The following is a 23,981-nucleotide window of genomic DNA, read 5'->3' on the forward strand; positions in this document are numbered from 1 at the left end:
GTGAAAGTGAAATGCATATCAGTGAAAAAGAAATAGAAATCCGCTATGCGGAAACAGACCAGATGGGTGTCGTTTATCATGCGAACTATATTATCTGGCTCGAGATTGGCCGCACAAAGCTGATTGAAGATGTAGGTTTTACATACGCGGAAATGGAAAAACAGGGCTATCTGTCACCAGTGACCGACATTTCAATCCAGTATAAGGCAGCGATGCGCTACGGCCAGAAAGCGACTGTCCGAACATGGGTTGAAGAACACGGCCGCCTGCGAACCACATATGGCTACGAAATCCTGCACGAAGACGGCACACTTGCAGCTAAAGCAACATCTGAACATGTAGTCGTAAAGAAAGATACTTTCCGTCCCGTTTCTTTGCAGAAAATCTATCCTGAATGGCATGAAAAATACGAAGAAATAAAAAAGAGGGAAGAACATGGCGTTCGGAATTAAGAGAGCTGAACTAGAACGCTGGAAACGGGAAGTGGAAACGGGAGATATTGCTTTTTTGACCCATTACTGGGTTGATGAACGATTTCCCGGCTGCAGCACAGTGACAAAAGTCGGCTGCAGCGATCTGGAAAAGTTGGAATTATGGGGAAAAAAATATGGACTGCAGCCGGAATGGCTGGATCTTCGCGGAAATTATCCGCATTTCGATCTTTTTGGAGACCGTCAAAAATCAATTTTGAAAGCGGAAAATCTTCTGGAGCAAGTGGAACGCTTGGAGAAAAAATAGAAAAGCCGGAAAGGAAGAATGAATCTTCCTTTCCGGCTTTCTGTATTTTATTCGTATGAGTAATCCAATTCCTGAAGTTCGTCATTGACGCTTACAGTTAAATCGTGGCCATCGAAATACCAGAGATCGTTCTGTTCGATAAAATAAGTCACACCGTCTTTTTCAATTTCAGCAGCAGTCTCATTGGGCTGATCTTTTGTTACGCCTAGTGAAAAGCCTGGCTGAAGTCCGGAGCCTCCGTATCTTACAAAAAATCGAACGCTCTCTCCGGATGCGACTTCCATTTCAACGTGGAACCATTTAAAAGCATCTTCACTTATTTTAATTTCCATGAAGCTCACGTCCTTTCAGGTTTCGGGTTACATAAACTTAATCTTAGGTTCTGTACCCGAACGAATGCGCGCGATGTTGGCGCGGTGGCGATAGAAGATGAACGCCGCCAATACCAAAATCACGGCGAGGAAAGGATAATCTCCTGTGTTAACAGCATAAATGATGGCGTAAATTACAGCAACTACAGCGAGTATCATGGATGACAATGAAACCATTTTCGTGATTTTCAGTGCAATCAACAGAACGGCTACAGCAACTAAGAACAACGGCCATTGGTAGCCAAGCAGAATGCCGCCGGAAGTTGCCACTGCTTTTCCGCCTTTGAATTTAGCGAATACAGGGTACATATGTCCCACAACCGCAATCAGACCGAACACCAGAGGATGGATATTCGTATCGATATACATCGGAATAAGCGTTGCCGCAGTCCCTTTCAAAATATCAAGAATGGTGACAATCAGACCCGCCGTAGTTCCGAGAACCCTGAAGGTATTGGTAGCGCCGAGGTTGCCGCTGCCTTTTGTACGGACATCAGTATTGTAGAAAATTTTGCCGATCCACAAAGCGGAAGGGATCGAACCAAGTAAATAGGCCAATAAAACGGGTAGCAATATTTCCATTGTAGACTCCTTTTAATCTCTCTATTTAGTATTATCAGTTTAACACGCTAAAAGATCTTATAACAATAATTGCAGGATTTTTATGAAACAGCGAGAATATCATGTATGATAGAATAAAAAGGATAGGTGATTCTCTTGAATAATCCAAGCAGAGAAGAAATCAAAGAAGTACTGGATAATGCCAAAACCATCGCTGTAGTCGGATTAAGTCCAAATCCGAACAGAACTTCCTATATGGTTTCAGAAGCGATGCAAAAAGCTGGATATCGGATTATTCCGGTCAACCCGGTTGCCGATGAAGTGCTGGGTGAGAAAAGTTACGCGTCCATTAAAGACATACCGGAACCGGTGGACATCGTCAATGTTTTCAGACGCAGTGAGTTTCTTACAGATCTGGCAGAGGAATTTGTCGAGATTGATTGCCCTGTTTTTTGGACGCAGTTGAACGTAGTTGATGACGATGTATTCAAACGGTTAACAGAAGAAGGCTACACGGTCATCATGGACCGCTGCATCAAAGTCGAACACGCCATCCTTAAATAAGCGATTAGAGGAAAAGGGCGCCTGGCGCTCTTTTTCTATGGTTATTGACAGATGCCGAACTTATCGATACGATTAAAAGATAGAGATATGCGAACAGATGTTTGTTGGAGGGAATTAGATGGCTAAAACGAAGAATACGGCATATAACGAAGAAGCGATCCAGGTACTCGAAGGCTTGGATGCCGTCAGAAAACGGCCTGGTATGTATATCGGTTCGACGGATACACGAGGCCTTCACCATTTGGTCTATGAAATAGTCGATAACTCGGTCGATGAAGCTTTGGCTGGTTTTGGTGACAAAATCAGCGTCACTATACACGAAGATAACAGTATCAGCGTCCGCGATTATGGCCGCGGTATGCCCACTGGCATGCACCGCAGCGGGAAACCGACGCCTGAAGTCATTTTGACTGTTCTTCATGCTGGGGGTAAATTCGGACAAGGCGGTTATAAAACAAGCGGCGGTCTGCATGGTGTAGGTGCTTCAGTTGTGAACGCCTTATCCGAATACCTGGAAGTCACCATTTACAGAGACGGCAAGAAATACCGTCAGCGCTTTGAAAACGGTGGAAAGCCTGCAACGACACTTGAAGAGATTGGATCCACAAAAGAAAGCGGCACGAATATTCATTTCCGTCCTGATCCCTCGATTTTTTCAGCCACTAAATATAATTATGAAACCTTGAGTGAACGCTTGCGTGAATCCGCGTTTCTGTTAAAAGGCCTGAGAATCGAATTGACCGATAAACGGAGCGAAGAAGAACAGCGCGAAGAGTTTTTCTTTGAAACGGGCATCGAGGCATTCGTGGAATATTTAAATGAAGAAAAAGATACGTTGCATAAAGTTGCCTATATCGAAGGCAAACAGGAAGAGCTGGAAGTCGAGTTTTCATTCCAGTTCAATGATGGATATTCGGAGACGATCCTGTCCTTCGTCAATAACGTCCGCACCCGTGACGGCGGTACACATGAAACCGGCGCAAAAGCGGCGATGACCCGTGTATTCAATGACTATGCCCGGAAAATCAACCTGTTGAAAGATAAGGATAAAAATCTTGAAGGTTCCGATATCCGAGAAGGGATAGCGGCGATTGTTTCTGTTCGGATTCCTGAAGCCTTATTGCAATTTGAGGGACAGACAAAGAGCAAGCTGGGTACCAGTGAAGCACGAAGTATCGTGGATGCTGTCGTATCCCAGAAGTTGATGTACTTCCTGGAAGAGAATGCGGACCTCAGTGCATCGCTGGTTCGTAAAGCGATCCGCGCGTCACAGGCCCGTTTAGCTGCACGTAAAGCGCGTGAAGATGCGCGAAACGGCAAAAAGCGCAAGAAATCGGATATGCTGCTGTCCGGTAAACTGACGCCAGCCCAATCGCGAAATGCCGCTAAAAACGAATTGTATCTTGTAGAGGGTGACTCTGCCGGAGGTTCTGCCAAACAAGGGCGTGACCGGACATTCCAGGCCATTTTGCCGCTAAGAGGTAAAGTCGTCAATACAGAAAAAGCGAAACTTGAAGAAATTATGAAAAATGAAGAAATCTCGACGATCATCCATGCTATCGGCGGAGGGGTATCATCGGATTTCTCAATAGATGACATTGCCTACAATAAAGTCATTATCATGACAGATGCTGATACGGATGGGGCGCATATCCAGGTATTGCTGCTGACATTCTTCTACCGCTATATGAAACCGCTGATTGAAGCCGGCAAAGTGTTTATTGCGCTGCCGCCGCTTTATAAGGTTTCCAAAGGCATAGGCAAAAAAGAAGTCGTCGATTACGCATGGACTGAAGCGGATCTTGAGGCATCCACAAAGAAAATAGGTAAAGGTTACATGCTGCAGCGCTATAAAGGTCTAGGCGAGATGAATGCCGATCAATTATGGGAAACGACGATGAATCCGGATACACGTACATTGATCCGTGTGACTATTGAAGACGGAGCCCGCGCTGAACGCCGCATCACGACATTGATGGGCGATAAAGTTGAACCAAGAAGAAAGTGGATTGAGAATAACGTCGACTTTGGAATGGAAGAGGACAGTAATATTCTGGAGAACGACCTGATCCACGCTGAGGAGGAACTCGTATGACGCAAATCGAACGTTTTCAGGATCTGCCATTAGAAGAAGTCATCGGCGATCGGTTTGGGCGTTACAGTAAATATATAATCCAGGACCGCGCTTTGCCGGATGCCCGTGATGGGCTGAAACCCGTGCAGCGCCGAATTCTATATGCTATGTACCATGAAGGCAACACAAATGAAAAAGCATTCCGTAAGTCTGCAAAAACGGTCGGTAACGTTATCGGTAACTACCATCCCCACGGAGACAGTTCGGTTTATGAAGCTATGGTCCGTTTAAGCCAGGACTGGAAAATACGCCATATGCTTGTTGAAATGCACGGCAACAACGGCTCCATGGATGGTGATTCACCAGCCGCTATGCGTTATACGGAAGCACGCCTGTCAGCAATTTCAGGTGAATTGCTGCGTGATATCGACAAGCGGACAGTTGAATTCATTCCGAACTTCGATGATTCCGATATGGAACCGACTGTTTTGCCAGCCCGCTTCCCGAATTTATTGGTGAACGGGTCGACTGGGATATCAGCTGGCTACGCAACAGACATTCCACCGCATGCACTGCACGAAGTTTTGGACGCTGTCCTTATGCGGATGGACAATCCTGAAGCAACGGTGGATGAATTGATGAAGGTCATCAAAGGACCGGATTTCCCGACAGGCGGCATCATCCAAGGCGTTGACGGGATCAGAAAAGCTTATGAAACCGGCAAAGGCAAGATCATCGTCCGTTCTAAAGCTGATATTGAGCCGTTAAAAGGCGGCAAGGAACAAATCGTCATCACTGAAATTCCATTTGAAGTCAATAAAGCGACAATGATTAAAAAAATTGATGATCAGCGTTTCGACCGAAAGCTTGATGGAATTTCCGAAGTTCGCGATGAATCCGATAGAACCGGCTTGCGCATCGTCATTGAGTTGAAGAAAGACGTCCAGGCAGCTGGCATTTTAAACTACCTTTATAAAAACACCGACTTGCAGGTAAGCTATAACTTCAATATGGTCGCCATTTATAAACGCCGACCAACGATGATGACGCTGCAGACATTGCTGGATGCTTATATCGCGCATCAAAAAGAAATTGTAACGAAACGCTCTGAGTTTGATCTGCATAAAGCAAAAGACCGCATGCATATTGTCGAAGGTTTGATGAAAGCTTTGTCCATTCTGGATAAAGTCATCAAAACCATCCGCGCGTCAAAAGATAAGCGGGATGCGAAAAATAACTTGATCGAGTCCTTCTTATTTTCTGAAGCACAAGCTGAAGCAATCGTTTCCTTGCAGCTCTATAGGTTAACCAATACCGATATTACCGAACTGCAAAAAGAAGAAGCTTCACTTAAGAAGCTTATTGATGAATTGACCGGCATTTTAACAAGTGCCACAAAGTTAAAAAACGTCATCAAAAAAGAGCTTGCAGGTGTCCGTAAACAATTCGCAGAACCACGCAGATCAGTTATTGAAGATAAGATCGAAGAAATAACGATTACACGCGAAGTGATGATACCAAGTGAAGAAGTGGTCGTTACTGTAACTAAAGAGGGCTATGTAAAACGCACAAGCACAAGGTCACATGCCGCATCCAATGGTCGCGATTTCGCCATGAAGGAATCCGATCACCTGTTGTTTGAAGGCAACCTCAATACACAGCACACCATTCTGCTCTTTACGACCAAAGGCAATTTTGTTTACCAGCCTATCAACGAATTGCCGGACATCAAGTGGAAGGATCTTGGACAGCATTTGTCCAGTATCGTCCAGCTTGAACCCGACGAATCAATTCTTGCGGTTTATCCATTCGAGAACTTTGATGCGGATGCCAGTATCCTTACTGTATCGAAACTTGGCCAAGTGAAACGTTCCGCTTTAAAGGACTATCAAGTGCAGCGTTATTCCCGGGCTATCAAAACGATGAATCTGAAAAAAGAAGATTCCATGATTTTCGCTGGTTTGGTTACAAAGGAAACCGAATTGTTCATAGGCACGAATCATGCCTATGGCGTTCGTTTCCCACTGGACGAAATTCCTTTGACGGGACTACGTACGGGCGGGGTAAAAGGAGTAAACCTGAAAGATAAAGACTTTGCTGTATCAGCGGTGCTTATTGAACCTGAAGTGAAACGGGATCTGGTAGTTGTTACGCAGCGCGGGGCAGCCAAAAAGATGCGTATTACAGAATTCGAAACAGGCAGCCGAGCAAAACGCGGAGTCGTCATGTTGCGTGAATTGAAGTCAAATCCGCATCGTGTCATTTCTGTACACGGTATAACAGGCAATGAGGAAATAATTTTAGAAACAGCAAAAAACATTCGTCTGACTTTGCCAGCGGCGAATCTTAAACCGGTAGACCGCTATTCCAACGGATCGTTTGTTCTGGACGAGTCTACAGATGGAAAAGTGCAGGATGTTTATCTGGTGCCGAATAAAGATTAAGAAAAGCGTCTCCCGAGAGGGGGCGCTTTTTTATATATCAAAAAATGGTCCCGGAATTATCGTATAAGCATATACTAATGTTATTATATTTTTATTATGTAAACAAAATTATTCGGATTAGATCTTGTCAGTAACGTTGAGTGACAATAAAGAGATAAAAGAAACAGAAAATCTTACTTGCTTAAAAAATTCACAAAAAAAAAGCAACCTTAGAAGGCTGCTTTAATTCGAGATTACCGTACTTTTCCAAAATATAATGTATCGTAATTTTCATGTTCAGCATCGGGATTGATTGTCTGCAGGTCCTGCGGCAGATGGATGATGCTGTCGGCAGTATTTGTCAGACGTTTCACCTGGCGTTTATTCTGTGGATCCCGCTCAGAACGGTCAACGATTCTATCCGTAATCGCGCGGACAGCTGCGTTCATATCCACCACAGAATTCACGGTTCCTTTCGCTGCATCGACAAAGACGCTCACTTTTTCAGATTTGACTGCAATTTCCTCTTGCAGCTCAGTAGTTGTATGGGTGAGGTTGGAAACCTCCAAGTTCAATCCGTCGACGCGTTCTTTCAGGTTATCTGCTGAACCTTTAATCTTTTTCATTGGTTCCTTCATGCCTTTTATGAACAAGACCACTCCGATGATTGCGATAATCAGCCCCAGCACAAGGATTCCAAGCGCAATCCACCACCATATTGTTGAATCCATTCTGATTCCTCCTCTATTATGTTCGTGTATTGCTCTTTCTATACCCCTAATTCTAGTCAAATTAACATACATGTCTCTTTGTATTTGCCATTTTATTCATAAAGTTTTCTAAATTCCTTTATAAAGTTCCGGTCAATACGCTGTTTGAGAACCCAAGGCAACTTTCCATGCATTGAAAAATTTCCATATGTCAGAAAAGCTTCTCCGCCTCCTGTGGAAAGAATGGAGACATAACGATCTTGGGGAATGAAAGGTTTCAGGTCTCCTGAATCCAATTGGCTCTTCAGGTTATGCCAAAGAATCGGTCCCTGTCTGACTGCGTAAACACCATTCTTCGACAAAGTTGGATAGCGGTCAATCGTAATGCAATCACCGGCTCCAAAAATCTCTGGATGCTGGACACTTTGCAAATATTCATTAACCAGAAGAAATCCACTGTTATTTGTATCGATGCCTGATTCTTGGAAGAGGCTGAAACTTTTCGGACCTGTCACCCAGAGCACCTCAGATTTTGGAAAGGATAGGCCGGAGCTGGTGACAATACTTTCATTTGCAATTGTTTCCACAGTTTCATCAGTGTAAAAAGACAAATCTTTCTGGCGTGCTATTAATTGGATTTTATCTGAAATTTTGCTATGTAATCCGGAAAGAAGGGGTGTTGCACTAATTAATACTGTATTTAAAGGCAATGAATGCTTTTTTCGCCAGGCATTAACCGAAAACGCCAATTCAACCCCTGATGCGCCGCCTCCAACTATAACCGGATATTCGGTCTCCCGTACTCGTTTTAATTGATCAGGAAACAGGAAATTCGGTTTGATGGTTGTAATTGATGATTTCATATCTTCCGGAACTCCGGCTGCGGAGCCGATATCAAATGACACATAATCGAACTCGAAAATTGATCCGCTGGAACCCGTAAGTTTTCTGGCATTTACATCCACCGCAACAACTTGATCACAGATAAATCCCGCTCCAACCTTTTCACAAAGGCGTTTCAAATCGACCCTGATTTCTTCTTGACTATACACATCCTCTGAAAATCCGGAAAACATTCCTGAATAGTATTGATATTCGGAAGGGGAGATCATTACGACCCGGCAGTTTGGCGGGAATTCATCCGCCAGCTGGCCAAGACAATGAAGATGGGCATGTCCGCCGCCAACCAGAACGAGTGTCTTCATGTTTTTGCCTCCAGACTATTTCAAAATTTTTCTGGCTTCTGTCATACGCTGAAAAATAGTAATGATTTGCATCGCCAAAAAAATCAAAGTAATGGCAGTTAAATATGTTGAAAAGGCAATCATTAGGGTAAAGAGAATAAAACCTTCTGTCCTTTCGGCTAAACCTGCTTGATAGTAGAAGGATTTCATCCCTTGTTTATCCGACAAGGCACCCACTGTCAGGAATACGGTCATCGCGATAATAATGGAAACGCTCAACAGCAGCAATACCCACATTGATTCCGGAAAACGGAATGCGAGCCCGAGTATCACGCTGATTTCCACCATACGGTCAAAACTGATATCCAGTAAGGTCCCCCAAGCGGAAGGTTTTGTTTTCCTCGCCATCGTTCCGTCCACTACATCGAGATAGCCGGATATCCAGAGAGCGATTATAGCTAATAATGGATAATCCAGATAGATGAAAATACCAGTGGATATACCGATGATAAAAGCGATTTTTGTAACAGTATCGGCTGTCAAACCTCGTTTCAATAAAAAATCAGCTGTTTTTTCAATAGCTGGCTGAACATGTTTTCGCGCGTGCGTATCAAGCATAAAATCACCTTTTCGTTTAGGGGTTAATTTCAGTATAGTATAACTCTGAAATTCAAACCCGCAATTTCACTTTAGGTGAATGAGCGGATCACAAATGAGTGCGAGGGTAATTAAGAGCAAATTTTTAGACTTTATTGTTAAACTGAATTTATTACAGGAAAAGAAAGGAAATGGTATAGATGGTAAAAAAATATGACATTGCAATAATCGGAGCAGGCGCAGCAGGCTTGACTGCGGCATTCACAGCAGCTGGATTTTCAAAAAAAGTTGTATTGATCGATAAAAATCTGCCAGGCGGAGAATGTACATGGTCCGGTTGTATACCGAGCAAATCATTGATTAACATTGCTGAAGAAGTCCACCATGCGAAAAAATACACCCCAGACCTGCAAGTTGATACATCGGTTGTATTAAAAGATATTCAGGATGTCATTCAAAAGGTATATGCAGGTGAATCCCCAGAAGTGTTGAAAAAATCCGGCATCGATTTTATCAACGGCTATGCAAAATTCATCGAACCGCATGCCGTGGAAGTCGAAGGCGAACGCATTGAAGCTAAGAAAATAATCCTATCAACCGGCTCTTCGCCGCTCGTTCCACCTATTGAAGGACTGGATAAAGTGTCTTATTTAACAAACGAAACCATTTTTAAACTGAAATCTTTTCCTAAAACGATGACCATTCTTGGCGGAGGCGCAATTGGAGTCGAGTTGAGCCAAGCATTGAACCGAATCGGTGTAAAAGTGACACTTGTAGAAAAATTTGAAAGAATCTTGCCTAAAGACGAAAAAGATCAAGTCCTTATGATTCAAAAGCGTCTGCTTGATGAAGGCGTAGTAATCCATACGTCTGCAACTGCGGTAAAAGCTGTACAGCAAGGCGATCAAGTCGACTTGGTCATCGAGAAAAACGGCAAGGAAACCACGATTACCAACGCTTCACTATTGGTGGCTCTTGGCCGCAAAGCTAATGTGGATGGCTATGACCTAGAAAAAGCTGGTGTAAAATATGATTCGAAGAGTATTCAAGTGGATGATCATATGGAAACTACCGCTAAAGGAATATATGCCATCGGAGATGTTGTTGGCCCATACCAATTATCGCATATGGCAAATTACCAAGGCATTACCGCAACTCAAAACGCCATCCTGCCAATCAATAAGAAAATCGATTATGAAAATGTGACTTGGTGCACTTATACCGATCCGGAACTTGGCAGATCGGGTCTTTCAGAAGAGGAAGCACGTGAAAAATATGGTGACGACATTCGGGTATATGAACATGAATATGCTGAGATCGATCGAGCCAATACAAAAAAAGACAGTATTGGCACAGTAAAAATCATATTGGACAAAAAAGGCTACATCTTGGGTGCAAGCATCCTTGGCGACCGTGCAGGAGAAATAATCAGTCAGATTCAGACCATCAAGTCGCTTCATATCAATATGGGCAAACTGTCTGGTGTCATTCATCCATACCCGACTTACAGCGAAGTTCTTGTGAAGATTGGCAAAAAGGTGTACGTCGACAATCTGTTGAATCAGCCAGTGGTCAAAACTTTCAATAAAGCCAGATCTGGTGAATTGCCTGCTGAAAAAATCGGAATATACGGAGCTGCTGCGGCTGCAGGAATCGGTATCGCCAACATGGCGATCAAGAACAATGTCAAGCCCAAACTTGGTGTTGAGGATGGCCGTCTTAAAGAAATGCCAATTACTCCAAATGCGGTTTCTTCTCAGACCAAAGCAAAAGATAAATATGTTCAGCCCCTCCCATATATGGGCAGTCAGCAACTATCCCAAAAATGCCTGATTGGCATGCTCAAAGGCTATAAAGGTGTTGAGATTGTCCAAGTAGAGGAAAATTATGTGTATGCTATAGCCAAATCGAAAACGTTTAAATTCAAGGATGATCTTGAGTTCTACTTCAACGATGCGGCACAGCAAATTGAGTTTCGATCGGCTTCACGAGTAGGTGCGTCAGATGCGGGGGGCAATCGTAAGCGTTATGAAGAGATGCGAAAACGATATTTGAGCATTGCATCCCATAATCGAAACCAGTGAACAGAGCGAACGCATTGCTCTTTTTTAAATGGCTGATGGTGCTGACGGGCATCGGCCTCGCAGTCTGGCTGGGCCGTTCAGTATTAGATGTCGATGCGGCACAGCTGCGTGTTTGGATCGAGTCTTATGGTAGATGGGCGCCGTTGGTCTATATCGTCGTCTATACTATAAGACCCTTGATCTTTTTTCCGGCATCCCTGTTATCGCTTGCAGGCGGCCTGGTCTTCGGTGTCTGGCTGGGTACCTTGTATACCATCGCCGGTGCTGTCAGCGGGGCAATCCTTTCTTACACCGTCGCAAGAGGACTCGGAAAGAAAATAATCCGGAAGAATTGGGACGGTAAAGCAGCAAAAATCCAGCAGCAAATGGAACAAAATGGATTTTTCTATGTATTGATTTTCCGTTTGATTCCTGTAATCAATTTTGATTTGATCAGTTATCTTGCTGCTTTTTCCAAAGTCCGATTCGCATCCTTTGCTTTAGCGACGCTGATTGGCATCATTCCAGGAACATTTGCGTATAATTTTTTAGGAAGCAGTGCCGGCAGCGGCAATCCGAAATTAATCTTGCTGGCTGGCAGCGTTTTTATTTTGCTGACAGTTATTCCAATCTATTTACGCAAGCATTGGCTCGAAAAAAAGGCAGGAAAATTTTAAATAAGCAGTTCATATTGGATTTAGGAAGTGAAGACGATGAAGAAAAAAACATTAACCGCGTCCGTGCTGCTGGCTTTAACGCTGTCGGCATGTTCGGCGCAATCGGGTAATGAGGAGTCGGAGGATTCAGCCAATCTGCTTTCAGCTGATTGGCAGGTCGTCACCGATAAAGCAAAAGGGCAAGAAGTGAATATGTATATGTGGGGCGGCAATGACAATATCAACCGCTACCTGGATGATTGGGTGGCGCCGCGCATGAAAGAAATGCATGATATTGAGCTTTCACGTGTCCCCGTGAGCGACGCCCAGGATTTCATCAATCAATTGCTGGATGAAAAATCAGCCGGCAAGACAGCCGGCAGCATCGATGTCATTTGGATCAACGGGGAAAATTTCAAAACCGCAAAAGACAATGGCTTGCTGTTTGGTGATTTCGCCGGTCAATTGCCTAATTTCAATGAGTACATAAACCAGGAGGCTCCTGAGATTTCACATGATTTCGGCGAACCGGTTGAAGGCCTTGAAGCGCCATGGGGAAAAGCCCAGTTCGTGTTTGTGCATGATGGACAAAAAGTGGATGCGCCTCCGAAATCCATGGAACAGCTCGCTGGATGGGTCCAGGAAAATCCCGGCCAGTTTACGTACCCCGCCTTGCCTGATTTTACCGGCAGCGCTTTTATCCGGCACGTCCTTTATGAAACGACAGGCGGCCATGAACAATATGAACAGCCCGCTGCTGAAATCGAAGATCTGGAATCGCGATTGGAACCGATGTGGGAATACCTGAATGGTATTGAACCTTATTTATGGCGCGAAGGGGAAACCTATCCGGAGAGTTTGGCAAAACTGGACCAGCTGTACGCAAGCGGGGAAGTGTCGATGACGATGAGCTACGACCCGGCACTGGCAGCCAGTGAAGTGCTGAAAGGGCGTTTCCCGGAATCTACACGCACGTTCCTATTGGATGGGGGCACGCTTTCCAACACTCACTTCCTCTCCATTCCTTTTAATTCATCCGATAAAGCGGGAGCGATGGTGGCGATCAATGAAATGATGTCACCCGAAGCCCAGACTGCTAAGTTGTCACCGGAAAATTGGGGCGATTTATCAGCGCTGGATCTGGAAAAGTTATCTCCTGAACAGCAGCAGGCGATGAATGGTGTTGAACTCGGGGAAGCGACACTTTCCCTGGAAGAACTTGAAAATAATCGATTGCCGGAATTGTCTTCGGATTATATAGAAATCATCGAAAAAGGGTGGATGGAAAATGTGGCGAAAGAGTAAACCTTATCTTTTGCTGCTACCGGCCACCGGTGTGATTGTCCTCCTGTTTTTTGGAGGACTTTTTGACGGGTTGCTGAAAAGCCTCGGCTATTTTCCAGCAATCGGGGAAAATCAAATGAGCTTTATCGCATATAGGGATTTATTGGGCTCAGAAAGCTTCTGGGAATCGCTTGGACTTACGATAAGAGTTGCCGCGATTTCTTCGTTATTGGCTGGAATACTGGGTGGTGCGCTGGCAATTGCGCTGTTCATGCTGAGCCTTTCTTCCAAAACAAAACACTCGAGGCTTTGGCAGCGGTTGTTCCAGTTGCCGCTGACAATCCCTCATCTGGTGGCCGGCTATGTGATCGTTCTGCTTTTCATGCAAAGCGGGCTCTTATCCAAATTATTGGCTGCAGCCGGGATCATTAAGGAAATAAACGAATTCCCGGTGCTGGTCAATGATGCATTCGGCTGGGGCATCATACTCGCCTATACATGGAAAGAAGTTCCCTTTATAATGCTGATGCTTTATCCCGTACTGGCAAGGATCCAAAAATCATGGCGGGACGTGTCACGCGTCTACGGGGCTGGGACTTTCCGTTTCATCCGTGAAATTGCCTTGCCGATTATGATGCCGTCATGGATCATAGCTGTTTTCATCGTCTTCGTCTTTACTTTTTCCGCTTTTGAAATACCCTTTTTGCTGGGTGTAACTTATCCGAGCATGCTGCCTGTTTATTCATTTCAGCTGTATACAAGCGGAACACTTGCTGAGCGGCCGGAAGCTTTGGCTGTGAACATTATTCTGGCGGTGATGACCATCGCTCTCGGTTTGGTTGTCTATTATTTCAGTAAGCGCTGGAAGATAACGAAGGGGTGGCAATAATGAAACGGATGTTTTTACCCCTTCGAATCTGTCTGTCTCTTATATTATTCCTGTTCATCGGCCTTCCTTTCATCGCGTTATTGATATCGAGTATAGCCGCAGGCTGGCAGTGGCCTGATTTGTTTCCTGAGACATTCAGTTTCCGCGCCTGGGAATATGTTCTCGTTGGCAGTTCCGGAACATGGCAATCCATCGGAACCAGTTTACTGATTGCACTTATCGTAATGATTATTAATATTTTACTGGCGGTCCCCGCAGCAAACGCATTGGTGCGCTTTCAATTCAGAGGCAAATGGCTGGCGGAAGCCATTCTATTTGCTCCCATCATCATTCCGCCGTTTGTCGCTGTGATGGGGATCCATTTGACTTTCCTGCGGCTTGGCTTGACGGAAACGATTCTTGGCGTCGTGCTGGCGCATATTTCACCGACGCTTCCTTATATGGTGCGTGCTGTAATGGTCAGTTACAGCACATTATCAACAGACTGGGAAAATCAGGCGCGCATGCTCGGAGCGGGTCCGATCCATCGTTTCTATCATGTCGTATTGCCGCATTTGCTGCCGGGAATCGCGGCTGGGGCAAGTTTGAGCATCCTGATTTCCTTAAGCCAATACCTCATCACTTTCATAATCGGTTCCGGCCAGGTGGTGACTTTGCCGATTCTGCTGTTCCCATTCATCAGCGGCGGCGATCCGGCTGTTGCCTCAGCCTACTCGCTGTTGTTCGCAGGGATGGCCATTTTGGCTTTGTTCTCATTGGATGTGGCTTTAAAAAAATATTACCAGACAAAAAACCCGTCAGTTCTAAAAGTTAAGGGGGCGAAGAGATGACCGGTCTGCACATCGAACAAGTTGAGAAAAAGTATAAGACAGCTGAAACTGATCAAAAAGATTCTTTTGCCCTCGAACCAATCGACCTTGCTATTTGTGAAGGAGAGTTCTTCTCGCTGCTGGGGCCTTCCGGCTGCGGTAAAACCACGCTTCTTAAACTCATTGCAGGTTTATTGGAGGGAGATGCAGGAAAAATCCGATTTGGAGACAAGGATCTGACTCACGTGCCTCCGGAAGCGCGCCGTTTTTCCATGGTATTTCAACAATCGCTGCTGTTCCCCCACATGACAATCGGAGAAAACACGGCTTTTGGCTTGAAAATGCAGAAAGTCGGCAAAAAAGAACGGCTCTCTGAAGCGAAGCGCATGCTTGGGATGGTGGGGCTGGAGGGTTATGAGAACCGGTTTCCTGAGGAGCTGAGCGGCGGACAGCAACAGCGCGCAGCACTGGCAAGGGCGCTGGTTGCAAAGCCCCGGCTGCTATTGATGGATGAACCGTTCAGCGCACTTGATCCCGGCCTTCGTGAAGATATGAGAGAGCTGCTAAGCGGGATTCAACGGGAGCTTGGTGTGACAGTGCTGTTCGTCACCCATGACCGTGAAGAAGCTTTTGAATTGTCCGACCGCATCGGAATTATGAGCGACGGGCGATTACTTCAGGTTGGTACGGCCATGGAATTATATGAGCAGCCCGCCAGTTCAAAAGTCGCTTCCTTTCTGGGCTTGAAAAACATTATCAGCGGCAATATCAGAGCTGGTTATTTCAAATCCGAGGATAATGGCATGGAATTCCAAACCATCCATAAGATGGCTGACGGCAGACAGTTTCTGATTTTGCGTCCTGAAACATTGCGTCCAATAGTTTCGAACAGCCAGGCGCCTATCGGTTCGGTGCGATTCAAAGGGGCAGTGAGCAAATTGAAATTCAAACATGGTGCTTATACAGCCCAGATCCAGGCAGGGAACCTGCAGCTGGAATGCGCGTTATCACGCGATGAGGCGGAAAAACTGGAACCGGCGCAGGCAATGGAACTCTATGTGAACCAAAGCGATTTACAATTTGTTGAGCACTGATTTCATCCAACGGGTTTTGCTTTTACACTGAACTGCATTTATGGATGCCCGGATACAATGAACAACCAGCAGTATTCTTCCGTTATACCGGAGGAATACTGTTTTTTTTAAGCCGATTTGAGCGCATCAAATTTATAGTTTCTTTTTAGGCATATTGTGCTATTATATGTAAGATATTTCATATTAAAGGGGAGAAAGAGATGAATCATTCGGCTATTCAATCAAACAGAGAGACAGCTTATTTCATAATCAGTTTAGTGTTCAGCATTTTAATCTACATCCTGGTTCTTGTATCAGTTATCGGAATTGCAATTGCACTCGGTATTTTCGCTTTTGTATTATTCGCTAATGCCATGATGCTGGGTTCCATTCGCGGCAACGGCGTCCGCATACATGAAAGGCAATTTCCGGATGTCTACGACAGTGTCCAGTCACTCTCTAAACAAATCGGATTGAAAACCGTTCCGGATGTTTTCGTCATTCAATCTGAAGGGGCATTGAATGCATTTGCCACCCGTTTTTTCGGAAGAAATATGGTGGTCTTGTATTCCGAGGTTTTTGAATTGGCGCGTGAACAGGGCAAAGACGAACTTGACTTTATCATCGCCCATGAATTGGCGCATATCAAACGCCGCCATGTCTGGAAGAACATCGTACTGATACCGGCCGATTTTATTCCATTTTTAAGCCAGGCCTACAGCCGTTCCTGTGAATATACATGCGATCGCCATGCAGCCTATCTTATTCAAAATTCGCCAGCTGCCAAACGCGCGCTGACATTGCTCGGAATCGGAAAGAAAATGTATGCTGAAGTAAACGAGGATGCTTACCGTGAACAAATCCGGACGGAATCGAATGGTTTTGTCTGGCTGAGCGAAGTACTATCATCACACCCGCGCCTGCCGAAAAGGATACAGGCGATACAGCAGTTTGAAGGCAGCGGAGAACGCCTCTATACTCCCAATCACGGCAAAATCGTCTTCGGAATGCTGTTGCTTGGTGGAGCGGGTATGGCTGTCTACTTTATCAGTATCCTGTTATTGGCAGGAGGCACACTGGTGTTTTCGCAATTTGCCAATGAGCTTCCTGAATCTTATTTTACCGAAGAAGACCCTTATTATAATGAAGACTATTCCTTAGAAGGGCAGACGGATTTGATGGCAGCTGTTTCTGCTGGGGATATCGTGGGCATCGACCGCGCGCTGGCTGACGGGGACGAAATCCTTGCGCGCGATTCTGAAGGGTCCGATGCTTTAATGTATGCCGTCTATTCAGGACAGCCTGATATTGTTTCCTACCTGCTGGATGCGGGGGCAGATGCCAATACAGCTGATGATTACGCCACCGCATTGACCAATGCCATCATGTATGGAGACAATCAGACAGCACTTGTGCTGATGGATAATGGAGCTGATCCGTATCAGGCAGGCCCTGACGGCATGAACGCTTTGGAATATGCAGGGGCTTCGTCTCCTGATGAGCTGTATGCATCTTTACAGGCCGGAGAGTATTAAAAGAAATGAAAAAGGAAGGTTCCCTGCTCAGAGTGGGAGACCTTCCTTTTCTGCATTTCATTTAGTTTAGGACACAAGCTTTAAGCCGACAGCAGAACCGAGCACCATGGCAATAAACAGAATCCGCTTCCAGTCTTTTGCTTCATTATAGAAAAGCATGCCGAGGATGGCGCCGCCAGAGGCACCGATTCCGGTCCAGACGGCATAAGCCGTACTCATAGGCAGAGTTTCCATGGCGAAAGATAAAAACAGGAAACTCAAGCCAAATCCCAAAAGCAGCAGCAGGAAGGATTGCCAATTCCGATCATTATGCCATTTATTAATCATTGCGACACCGGCCATTTCGAATAATCCGGCGGCAAGCAGAGAAAACCAGGCCATTACGATGCAACTCCTTTTTCACTATTGTCATCCGTTATCAGTTTCAACCCGACTACACCAGCCAGTAGAACGGCGATCAATAACAGTTTCGCCAATTGGACCGGTTCGCCGAAAAGAATGATATCGGCGATCACAGTGCCCGCAGTCCCCATTCCGACAAAAACAGCGTAAACAGTGCCTACCGGCAATTTGCGTCCAGCCATGATCATCAGATAGAAACTGACGATGATCGCAATGACAGTGCCCGTCCAAGGCCAAAAACCATCCGCGTGCTTTAAGCCAATCACCCAGAAAACTTCAAAAAAAGCGGCTATATAAACCTTCACCCATTCAATATTCATTTCAAAAACCTCCATTTTCAAATTTCAATTAAAAAACCCGGGAGCAACTGATAAACAGTTTCTCCCAGGCTTTTGTCCCTCCGTGTCACAGCAAGCTGTGCGTTTTCTCTCGGACCAGGCCGAGCAAAGCTCGCGGAACCCTAGAAAACATTGTCTTCTATTTGATTACTTAAAATTATACACACGATTTTGATTCAACGGAAGTAAAACTGCTTTCCTCCATTAATAAGCATAGTACAGATACCATATCAAACGAGATGGTTGACGCTGGAAAATCCGCGTGATATGATTATCTCGAATTAAAGATATATGAATTATATTTAAAAGAGGTGAAAAGCATGGAAGTCACCAACCGCAATTTAAAGGCAGTGACCGTTATTATTCGGGCTGCTGATGCCATAAGGGAAGTCATCAAAAGCGATGCAGCGGACAACGGCATGAATCCCACCGAGTTTTCTGTGCTTGAGTTGCTGTATCATCAAGGCAGGCAGCCGATTCAATCCATTGGCAAAAAAGTTTTGATTGCCAGCAGCAGCATTACGTATGTTATCGATAAACTGGAAGTGAAGAACTATGTCCGGCGTTCCGAATTTTCCGAAGACCGGCGTGTCACATTCGCTGAATTGACAGAAGAAGGACAAGAGTTGATGAAACGAATATGGCCTATACACGAGGAAAAAGTTAATGGTTTATTTGAAGGATTAAACACGGAAGAAACAGAAGCGATCATAAGCGATTTGAAAAAAGTGGGCTATCAGGCAATGAAAAGCTAAGTTTACTTACCCGGAAATTATCTGTAGTTCGAGATAAAAACTATTTTGAGGAGAGATCATTATTATGAATGAATTAAAAGGAATCCACCATGTAACCGCAATTACCAGCAGTGCCGAAAAGAATTATGAGTTTTTCACCTATGTACTAGGTATGCGGCTGGTGAAGAAAACAGTCAATCAGGATGATATCCAGACATACCATTTGTTTTTTGCAGATGATAAAGGTTCAGCAGGAACCGATATGACATTCTTCGATTTCCCAGGCATTCCGAAAGGGACACACGGCACGAACGAAATTTACAAGACTGCTTTCCGTGTTCCTTCCGATGCAGCGTTGGATTATTGGGTGAAACGTTTTGACAAATATGAAGTGAAGCATTCGGGCATCAAAGAGTTATTCGGCAAAAAGACTCTGTCATTCGCTGATTTTGACGACCAGCAATATATGCTGGTATCGGACGAATTGAATGAAGGGGTGGAGTCCGGAACACCATGGCAGAATGGCCCCGTTCCGTTGGAATTCGCCATCACCGGCTTGGGACCGATCCATATCCGGATAGCGCAATTTGATTATCTAAAAGAAGTGCTGGAAAAAGTGATGTTGATGCGGGAACTCGCTAAAGAAGGTTCGCTGCACTTATTCGAAATGGGAGAAGGCGGAAACGGCGCCCAGCTCATCGTAGAATACAACGCCATCCTACCAGCTGGTCAGCAAGGATTTGGTACAGTTCACCATACGGCGTTCCGCGTCCATGATACTTCAGTGTTAAATGAATGGATCGATCATATGCAAGCAGCTGGCTTCGGCACATCGGGTTATGTCGACCGTTTCTTCTTCGAATCCTTGTATGCACGAGTAGCGCCGGGAATTCTATTTGAATGGGCAACGGACGGCCCTGGATTTATGGGGGATGAGCCTTATGAAACATTAGGCGAAAAACTGAGCTTGCCGCCATTCCTGGAAGCACAACGTGAGCGGATTGAAAACATGGTGCGTCCAATCGACACAGTCCGCAGCACGCGCGATATCGAAAAAGAATATCTTTAAAAACGAGTAAATTTAAAAACTATCTTTCATTTTGAAGGTGCCCAGGGGGCATCTTCTTTTTATTTAGCTGAATTTCGGTCTTCTCTAACAGATTTTGGATATTTCACTCATGTCGTTTTTTCATTCTGAATCTTCAGGTATGATTAAGAGGTAGACTCAGCTGCAGGAGAGGCAGGAAGCCAATGGAAACTAAGAGCTCCCCTAAAATACTAGCAATTGCCAGCGTATCAGGCGGCGGCAAATCGACAGCAGTTGCCAATCTGACGGAACGATTGCCGAATGCCAAGGCGCTTTGTTTCGACGATTATAATTTTCGAGGCCCAGCCGATATAGTGCTCTGGCTGGAACGTGGAATGGATTATGACGAATGGAACCTTGAGCCGTTGCTAACGGATATCAAGACACTGCTTACAGAACCCCTGGATTTTATTGTCCTGGATTTCCCTTTTGCCCGTTTACATACAGCATCAAGATCATACATAGATTTTACGATTTTTATCGATACCCCGTTGGATCTAGCACTTGTGAGGCGAATAAAGAGAGACTTCGCCGACAGTACCAGCAACGAAATAATAACCGACGTCGACCATTATGAAAACAAAGGAAGAGCGGCTTATCTTCAAATGCTGGAGGATATCAAACCGGATTCTGATGCAGTAATCGATGGCAGTGGTACCAGAGAAGAAGTAACCCAAGCGATATTGCGGCAGCTTTCTAAACACCAATATTTGGACATAGAGGAGGACGCTTAAATGATTTTACATACGGTTACAAAAGGGAACGGGGAGGCGCTCGTTTTCCTTCATACAGGACTTCAAACTTCTGCAACTGATTTCATTCCACAACAAGCAGTATTCAGTGAACACTACCAGGTGATATCGCCGGATCTGAGAGGACATGGGAAATCTGATGCAGCGGACATCAGCAATTTCTTTGAGGATTCTGCCCATGATCTGGACGAAACTTTTGAAAAGCTTGGCATCCAGTCAGCACATATAGTCGGCGCTTCGTTAGGTGCCTTGGTTGCCATAGTTTTTGCAAAACGTTTTCCCGCCAAAGTAAAAACCTTAACCATCTCAGGCGTAACGAAACAAAAACCGGAGAATTGGCAAAGTTTGCACCAAGAGGATGCAAAAATGCAAGCTCAATTAGTGCAGAATGAAGAAGCGAATTCCTTTTTTACTGACCTTCACGGACCAGAGTGGAAAAGGTTTATCGAAATGGGCAAATCTGAAGACTGGTATCCATTTAATGAAACCAGCGATTTAAGTCGGATTTCTTCACCAGTCCTCGTGATTGCCGGTGAAGGCAGCCAGAACGAATCCCGCAGTGCAATTGAATATAGCGCTGCACAAGATAATATTCACATTTCCATCATTCCATTCGCTTCCCATTTGGTACACGCCGAACAGCCGGAATTGTACACAGAAGTTTTAGGACGATTCTTAAAAAGTATCTAAAAAGAATAAATCTATTACTGATATACAGCCTGATTATATAGCGGATAATGTACTCGGCGCCGCTTTATGGATAAAGCAAGAACTTGCGAAGGAGAAATAGCGTATGAATATCAGAAATTCGGCCAAAGCTGTAATCTTGAAGGAAGCTAAGCTGCTGCTGACAAAGAACAGAGATGATGAAGGGGATTTTTACCTTTTTCCCGGGGGCGGCCAGAACCATGGAGAACCCTTGAGAGAGACGATTAAAAGAGAATGCATTGAGGAAGTGGGTGCAGTAGTAGAGGCTGGAGAATTGCTTCATATAAGGGAGTACATCGGCAAAAACCATGAACATGCCGCATTCGATGCTTCCATACACCAAATCGAGTATTATTTTAAAGTCAATTTGGTAACTAAAGAAGAGGATTTTTTTATACCCGAAAACCCAGATTTCCATCAAACCGGTATTGAATGGGTACCGGTGACTGAACTTAAAAGTTTGAGAGTTTATCCTAAAGCGATTGTTCCCGCTATATTTGATTTATTGGAGTATCGAAAAGCTGCAGTATATCTTGGGGATGTAAACTGAAGATAGAGTATCGAAAAAGCGGCAGCCATAACCGGCTGCCGCTTTTTACTGTGTGAATGGTATTAAGTTGTGGTTTTTCTTTGCAAGCGGGTTGGTGCTGAAACACAATTGGGGCATTTTAAATAATTTTTATCCTCGATTAATTGTTTTACATAGGCAGGGCAGTTTGTAAATTCCCTATAAGTGATCGGGGTGGAGACAAAACCGCAGGAATCACCAGCAAATTGCTGAGAGTGGATGCGTTTGCTCTTATGGTCGATGAAGTATTTCATGCCTTTCACTCCTTCATATAGCCAGAAAATAACGCCGAAAAGAATTTAGCTCCTTTTCGGCGTTATCTTCAGCACTAATGTCTGTGATATACGACCATTTACTGTGAATTATAGTAGAGGATTTGTGACAAAAAATTTAAGCTTCCGCCTTATCCCTTTTTTGTGTGATGCTTATGATTCAACTTTAACCAGTTCTTGATCGAAAGTAAAGAATAAATATGAATATTTGATAAATTAATATTTATTTGTCGTTTTATCATTTGAAGCCATCATCTTTTCACTCTGAAGAATCATCTGATATTTTCTCCTGCAAACCGTCCACATCCGTAAATTGGATGCTTCCAATTTTACCTTGCTCAGGAACAATGGCTCTTCCTGCAAGGTTATATACTTTCGATTCTCCATTTGGATCTGTGTAGTCAACTTCTGCAGAGAACGAGTAATTGGTCGCAGTATTTTCGCTTTGTTCAATATTCAAATCCAACAATTCCATTTCATAATTGCGCTGATTGTCCATAGCGAAGAAATAATGAAAATCCATGGGCTGAACTTTGAAATTATCAAAGCCATTCATCGTGAAATAAGGCTTGAATTTTTTCTCGATGTATTCTTCATAGGCAAGCAATTCAGGTGTGCCTTCCATGGGATCACTGGTATGTTCAGTATCAGCGGCATATACTTCCTCCATACGCTGCCATTTCGCATAGACGACTTCAAAAAATTCATCTTCGGGTTTATTCAGCTGCATAGCCAGGACTTCTTCAATCGCTTCTTCATCAGTAAGAGATCCAGCAGTTTCCTGGGTATCGTTCATAAAGGAGAATACGAGGAAAAAGGTTACTGCAACAAGAGCAACTGAAATAACAGCAGGCATTACAGGATATGATCGTTTCTTCTGAATCCGGTTCTGCAGCTTTAAGTACGTTGCCTTTTTCAACTCTTCAGAACGTTCAATATTATTCAGTTCTTTGAAAAGCTGATCTGGGTTCTTAGAAAGATTCATGAATAACGCCATCCTTTCCTGCTAATTCTAGTTTCAAAGCATCCATTGCCCGACCGGATTTGGTTTTTACTTTAGCTTCCGTCCAGCCCAGTATGTATGCGGTGTCTTTAATTGAAAGTTCTTGGATCTTGCGAAGAATGATGACGTCACGATAATCTTTCTTTAAGCGATTAATGGCATTGTGTAATTCCAGTACTTGCTCTTTCCGTTCTGCTGAAGCATCTGGTGCAATTGAGGAAGTTTCTTGATCGTGTTCATCACCCCAGGAAAAAAATTGGACGAGGCGTTTTCTGCGGAAATGATCATAAGTGACATTACGCGCGATTTTCAGCAGCCACGTGGCAGGGGAAGCTTCTTCATTAAATGAAGACAAGCCTTTGAAAGCTTTATAAAATGTTTCCTGTGTCAGATCTTCGGCATTTTCCTTATTGCGAACTAATAGAAAAATATATCGGTAAACGCGATCACTGTGTTCATGGTAATAGTTTTCAATTTGCTGGTTCACGTTTTTCGCCTCCTTATATAAGAATAGACGAAGATGGAGCGGGGAAGTATCGCTTATTAAACATTTTTTCAATTCTTTTACAGGGGAAAGCTAAATGGA

The 23,981-nt window shown here is 44.4% G+C and carries 27 protein-coding genes and 1 riboswitch; of the genes, 17 read left to right on the top strand and 10 right to left on the bottom strand.

Features of this window, described 5'->3' with window-relative positions; translation table 11 throughout:
- Positions 1–11: 11 nt before the first annotated feature.
- The gene (locus AC2Q9J_RS08580; protein ID WP_499038979.1) at positions 12–452 is read left to right on the top strand and encodes an acyl-CoA thioesterase; all 441 of its coding nucleotides are present in this window, start codon (positions 12–14) and stop codon (positions 450–452) included.
- Positions 436–738 (top strand): hypothetical protein, encoded by a 303-nt coding sequence (locus AC2Q9J_RS08585; protein ID WP_499038981.1) that lies wholly within the window; start codon positions 436–438, stop codon positions 736–738. The genes AC2Q9J_RS08580 and AC2Q9J_RS08585 overlap by 17 nt, the downstream gene beginning before the upstream one ends.
- 47 nt (positions 739–785) lie before the next feature.
- On the opposite strand, the gene AC2Q9J_RS08590 is transcribed toward AC2Q9J_RS08585, so the two are convergent.
- Both AC2Q9J_RS08590 and plsY read right to left on the bottom strand, forming a co-directional pair.
- Entirely contained in the window at positions 786–1,070 is a 285-nt protein-coding gene (locus AC2Q9J_RS08590) for a HesB/YadR/YfhF family protein (RefSeq protein WP_499038983.1), read from the bottom strand.
- 27 nt (positions 1,071–1,097) lie between these two features.
- Positions 1,098–1,691, bottom strand: coding sequence for a glycerol-3-phosphate 1-O-acyltransferase PlsY (plsY, locus tag AC2Q9J_RS08595; RefSeq protein ID WP_499038985.1), 594 nt, complete (start codon positions 1,689–1,691; stop codon positions 1,098–1,100).
- A 135-nt stretch (positions 1,692–1,826) separates the two neighbouring features.
- Here plsY and AC2Q9J_RS08600 point away from each other — a divergent pair, with 135 nt between their 5' ends.
- The 3 genes from AC2Q9J_RS08600 to parC all read left to right on the top strand — a co-directional run bounded on the left by AC2Q9J_RS08600 (position 1,827) and on the right by parC (position 6,752).
- The gene (locus AC2Q9J_RS08600; protein WP_499038987.1) at positions 1,827–2,234 is read left to right on the top strand and encodes a CoA-binding protein; all 408 of its coding nucleotides are present in this window, start codon (positions 1,827–1,829) and stop codon (positions 2,232–2,234) included.
- Between the two features lie 118 nt (positions 2,235–2,352).
- Entirely contained in the window at positions 2,353–4,329 is a 1,977-nt protein-coding gene (parE, locus tag AC2Q9J_RS08605) for a DNA topoisomerase IV subunit B (protein ID WP_499038989.1), read from the top strand.
- Entirely contained in the window at positions 4,326–6,752 is a 2,427-nt protein-coding gene (gene parC / locus AC2Q9J_RS08610) for a DNA topoisomerase IV subunit A (RefSeq protein WP_499038991.1), read from the top strand. The genes parE and parC overlap by 4 nt, the downstream gene beginning before the upstream one ends.
- Positions 6,753–6,985: 233 nt before the next feature.
- Here parC and AC2Q9J_RS08615 read toward each other — a convergent pair whose 3' ends face one another.
- From AC2Q9J_RS08615 to AC2Q9J_RS08625, 3 genes are all read right to left on the bottom strand, one after another.
- On the bottom strand, positions 6,986–7,462 hold the full coding sequence (locus tag AC2Q9J_RS08615; RefSeq protein WP_499038993.1) for a DUF948 domain-containing protein: 477 nt from the start codon (positions 7,460–7,462) through the stop codon (positions 6,986–6,988).
- A 92-nt stretch (positions 7,463–7,554) separates the two neighbouring features.
- Complete coding sequence (locus AC2Q9J_RS08620) at positions 7,555–8,646, bottom strand: FAD-dependent oxidoreductase (RefSeq protein WP_499038995.1); 1,092 nt, start codon at positions 8,644–8,646, stop codon at positions 7,555–7,557.
- Between the two features lie 15 nt (positions 8,647–8,661).
- Positions 8,662–9,243, bottom strand: coding sequence for a CDP-alcohol phosphatidyltransferase family protein (locus AC2Q9J_RS08625; RefSeq protein ID WP_499038997.1), 582 nt, complete (start codon positions 9,241–9,243; stop codon positions 8,662–8,664).
- Positions 9,244–9,422: 179 nt separating this feature from the next.
- On the opposite strand from AC2Q9J_RS08625, the gene AC2Q9J_RS08630 reads away from it, so the two are divergent.
- The 7 genes from AC2Q9J_RS08630 to AC2Q9J_RS08660 all read left to right on the top strand — a co-directional run bounded on the left by AC2Q9J_RS08630 (position 9,423) and on the right by AC2Q9J_RS08660 (position 17,531).
- Complete coding sequence (locus AC2Q9J_RS08630) at positions 9,423–11,306, top strand: FAD-dependent oxidoreductase (protein WP_499038998.1); 1,884 nt, start codon at positions 9,423–9,425, stop codon at positions 11,304–11,306.
- 14 nt (positions 11,307–11,320) lie between these two features.
- A complete protein-coding gene (locus AC2Q9J_RS08635; protein ID WP_499039000.1) occupies positions 11,321–11,962 on the top strand; it encodes a TVP38/TMEM64 family protein in 642 nt (213 codons plus the stop codon).
- A gap of 36 nt (positions 11,963–11,998) precedes the next feature.
- A complete protein-coding gene (locus AC2Q9J_RS08640) occupies positions 11,999–13,246 on the top strand; it encodes an ABC transporter substrate-binding protein (RefSeq protein WP_499039002.1) in 1,248 nt (415 codons plus the stop codon).
- Positions 13,230–14,114, top strand: coding sequence for an ABC transporter permease (locus tag AC2Q9J_RS08645; protein WP_499039004.1), 885 nt, complete (start codon positions 13,230–13,232; stop codon positions 14,112–14,114). Before AC2Q9J_RS08640 ends, AC2Q9J_RS08645 begins: the two co-directional genes overlap by 17 nt.
- Entirely contained in the window at positions 14,114–14,944 is an 831-nt protein-coding gene (locus AC2Q9J_RS08650; protein WP_499039006.1) for an ABC transporter permease, read from the top strand. The genes AC2Q9J_RS08645 and AC2Q9J_RS08650 overlap by 1 nt, the downstream gene beginning before the upstream one ends.
- Positions 14,941–16,017, top strand: a complete 1,077-nt coding sequence (locus tag AC2Q9J_RS08655) for an ABC transporter ATP-binding protein (protein WP_499039008.1) — start codon at positions 14,941–14,943, stop codon at positions 16,015–16,017. Before AC2Q9J_RS08650 ends, AC2Q9J_RS08655 begins: the two co-directional genes overlap by 4 nt.
- 200 nt (positions 16,018–16,217) lie before the next feature.
- Positions 16,218–17,531 (top strand): M48 family metallopeptidase, encoded by a 1,314-nt coding sequence (locus tag AC2Q9J_RS08660; RefSeq protein WP_499039010.1) that lies wholly within the window; start codon positions 16,218–16,220, stop codon positions 17,529–17,531.
- Positions 17,532–17,597: 66 nt separating this feature from the next.
- Here AC2Q9J_RS08660 and AC2Q9J_RS08665 read toward each other — a convergent pair whose 3' ends face one another.
- Together AC2Q9J_RS08665 and AC2Q9J_RS08670 are read right to left on the bottom strand one after the other, a co-directional pair.
- On the bottom strand, positions 17,598–17,912 hold the full coding sequence (locus AC2Q9J_RS08665) for a DMT family transporter (RefSeq protein ID WP_499039012.1): 315 nt from the start codon (positions 17,910–17,912) through the stop codon (positions 17,598–17,600).
- Positions 17,912–18,253 (bottom strand): DMT family transporter, encoded by a 342-nt coding sequence (locus tag AC2Q9J_RS08670; RefSeq protein WP_499039014.1) that lies wholly within the window; start codon positions 18,251–18,253, stop codon positions 17,912–17,914. Before AC2Q9J_RS08670 ends, AC2Q9J_RS08665 begins: the two co-directional genes overlap by 1 nt.
- 59 nt (positions 18,254–18,312) lie before the next feature.
- Positions 18,313–18,408: riboswitch (guanidine-I (ykkC/yxkD leader) on the bottom strand.
- A 183-nt stretch (positions 18,409–18,591) separates the two neighbouring features.
- Between AC2Q9J_RS08670 and AC2Q9J_RS08675 the strand changes: the two genes are divergently transcribed.
- From AC2Q9J_RS08675 to AC2Q9J_RS08695, 5 genes are all read left to right on the top strand, one after another.
- On the top strand, positions 18,592–19,026 hold the full coding sequence (locus AC2Q9J_RS08675; RefSeq protein WP_499039016.1) for a MarR family winged helix-turn-helix transcriptional regulator: 435 nt from the start codon (positions 18,592–18,594) through the stop codon (positions 19,024–19,026).
- 64 nt (positions 19,027–19,090) lie between these two features.
- Entirely contained in the window at positions 19,091–20,074 is a 984-nt protein-coding gene (locus AC2Q9J_RS08680) for a ring-cleaving dioxygenase (protein ID WP_499039018.1), read from the top strand.
- Between the two features lie 182 nt (positions 20,075–20,256).
- Entirely contained in the window at positions 20,257–20,826 is a 570-nt protein-coding gene (locus tag AC2Q9J_RS08685) for a nucleoside/nucleotide kinase family protein (protein ID WP_499039020.1), read from the top strand.
- Complete coding sequence (locus AC2Q9J_RS08690; protein WP_499039022.1) at positions 20,827–21,534, top strand: alpha/beta fold hydrolase; 708 nt, start codon at positions 20,827–20,829, stop codon at positions 21,532–21,534.
- 103 nt (positions 21,535–21,637) lie between these two features.
- The gene (locus AC2Q9J_RS08695) at positions 21,638–22,102 is read left to right on the top strand and encodes an NUDIX domain-containing protein (RefSeq protein WP_499039024.1); all 465 of its coding nucleotides are present in this window, start codon (positions 21,638–21,640) and stop codon (positions 22,100–22,102) included.
- 62 nt (positions 22,103–22,164) lie between these two features.
- On the opposite strand, the gene AC2Q9J_RS08700 is transcribed toward AC2Q9J_RS08695, so the two are convergent.
- The 3 genes from AC2Q9J_RS08700 to AC2Q9J_RS08710 all read right to left on the bottom strand — a co-directional run bounded on the left by AC2Q9J_RS08700 (position 22,165) and on the right by AC2Q9J_RS08710 (position 23,882).
- Positions 22,165–22,374: a hypothetical protein gene (locus tag AC2Q9J_RS08700; protein WP_499039026.1), complete on the bottom strand. Its 210-nt coding sequence runs from the start codon at positions 22,372–22,374 to the stop codon at positions 22,165–22,167.
- A 277-nt stretch (positions 22,375–22,651) separates the two neighbouring features.
- A complete protein-coding gene (locus AC2Q9J_RS08705) occupies positions 22,652–23,377 on the bottom strand; it encodes a hypothetical protein (RefSeq protein WP_499039028.1) in 726 nt (241 codons plus the stop codon).
- Positions 23,364–23,882 carry an RNA polymerase sigma factor gene (locus AC2Q9J_RS08710; protein WP_499039030.1) on the bottom strand — a complete coding sequence of 173 codons (519 nt, stop codon included), beginning with the start codon at positions 23,880–23,882 and terminating at the stop codon, positions 23,364–23,366. The genes AC2Q9J_RS08705 and AC2Q9J_RS08710 overlap by 14 nt, the downstream gene beginning before the upstream one ends.
- Between the last annotated feature and the right edge of the window lie 99 nt (positions 23,883–23,981).

Source organism: Planococcus sp. RAB007_Raresut, from assembly GCF_057369535.1.

What these genes read in the sequence shown, in the direction of transcription:
- AC2Q9J_RS08580 (WP_499038979.1), top strand. Translation starts at nt 12, where the DNA reads ATGCATATCAGTGAAAAAGAAATAGAAATCCGCTATGCGGAAACAGAC.
- AC2Q9J_RS08585 (WP_499038981.1), top strand. Translation starts at nt 436, where the DNA reads ATGGCGTTCGGAATTAAGAGAGCTGAACTAGAACGCTGGAAACGGGAA.
- AC2Q9J_RS08590 (WP_499038983.1), bottom strand. Translation starts at nt 1,070, where the DNA reads ATGGAAATTAAAATAAGTGAAGATGCTTTTAAATGGTTCCACGTTGAA.
- plsY (WP_499038985.1), bottom strand. Translation starts at nt 1,691, where the DNA reads ATGGAAATATTGCTACCCGTTTTATTGGCCTATTTACTTGGTTCGATC.
- parE (WP_499038989.1), top strand. Translation starts at nt 2,353, where the DNA reads ATGGCTAAAACGAAGAATACGGCATATAACGAAGAAGCGATCCAGGTA.
- parC (WP_499038991.1), top strand. Translation starts at nt 4,326, where the DNA reads ATGACGCAAATCGAACGTTTTCAGGATCTGCCATTAGAAGAAGTCATC.
- AC2Q9J_RS08615 (WP_499038993.1), bottom strand. Translation starts at nt 7,462, where the DNA reads ATGGATTCAACAATATGGTGGTGGATTGCGCTTGGAATCCTTGTGCTG.
- AC2Q9J_RS08620 (WP_499038995.1), bottom strand. Translation starts at nt 8,646, where the DNA reads ATGAAGACACTCGTTCTGGTTGGCGGCGGACATGCCCATCTTCATTGT.
- AC2Q9J_RS08625 (WP_499038997.1), bottom strand. Translation starts at nt 9,243, where the DNA reads ATGCTTGATACGCACGCGCGAAAACATGTTCAGCCAGCTATTGAAAAA.
- AC2Q9J_RS08630 (WP_499038998.1), top strand. Translation starts at nt 9,423, where the DNA reads ATGGTAAAAAAATATGACATTGCAATAATCGGAGCAGGCGCAGCAGGC.
- AC2Q9J_RS08640 (WP_499039002.1), top strand. Translation starts at nt 11,999, where the DNA reads ATGAAGAAAAAAACATTAACCGCGTCCGTGCTGCTGGCTTTAACGCTG.
- AC2Q9J_RS08645 (WP_499039004.1), top strand. Translation starts at nt 13,230, where the DNA reads ATGTGGCGAAAGAGTAAACCTTATCTTTTGCTGCTACCGGCCACCGGT.
- AC2Q9J_RS08650 (WP_499039006.1), top strand. Translation starts at nt 14,114, where the DNA reads ATGAAACGGATGTTTTTACCCCTTCGAATCTGTCTGTCTCTTATATTA.
- AC2Q9J_RS08655 (WP_499039008.1), top strand. Translation starts at nt 14,941, where the DNA reads ATGACCGGTCTGCACATCGAACAAGTTGAGAAAAAGTATAAGACAGCT.
- AC2Q9J_RS08660 (WP_499039010.1), top strand. Translation starts at nt 16,218, where the DNA reads ATGAATCATTCGGCTATTCAATCAAACAGAGAGACAGCTTATTTCATA.
- AC2Q9J_RS08665 (WP_499039012.1), bottom strand. Translation starts at nt 17,912, where the DNA reads ATGGCCTGGTTTTCTCTGCTTGCCGCCGGATTATTCGAAATGGCCGGT.
- AC2Q9J_RS08670 (WP_499039014.1), bottom strand. Translation starts at nt 18,253, where the DNA reads ATGAATATTGAATGGGTGAAGGTTTATATAGCCGCTTTTTTTGAAGTT.
- AC2Q9J_RS08675 (WP_499039016.1), top strand. Translation starts at nt 18,592, where the DNA reads ATGGAAGTCACCAACCGCAATTTAAAGGCAGTGACCGTTATTATTCGG.
- AC2Q9J_RS08680 (WP_499039018.1), top strand. Translation starts at nt 19,091, where the DNA reads ATGAATGAATTAAAAGGAATCCACCATGTAACCGCAATTACCAGCAGT.
- AC2Q9J_RS08685 (WP_499039020.1), top strand. Translation starts at nt 20,257, where the DNA reads ATGGAAACTAAGAGCTCCCCTAAAATACTAGCAATTGCCAGCGTATCA.
- AC2Q9J_RS08690 (WP_499039022.1), top strand. Translation starts at nt 20,827, where the DNA reads ATGATTTTACATACGGTTACAAAAGGGAACGGGGAGGCGCTCGTTTTC.
- AC2Q9J_RS08695 (WP_499039024.1), top strand. Translation starts at nt 21,638, where the DNA reads ATGAATATCAGAAATTCGGCCAAAGCTGTAATCTTGAAGGAAGCTAAG.
- AC2Q9J_RS08700 (WP_499039026.1), bottom strand. Translation starts at nt 22,374, where the DNA reads ATGAAATACTTCATCGACCATAAGAGCAAACGCATCCACTCTCAGCAA.
- AC2Q9J_RS08705 (WP_499039028.1), bottom strand. Translation starts at nt 23,377, where the DNA reads ATGAATCTTTCTAAGAACCCAGATCAGCTTTTCAAAGAACTGAATAAT.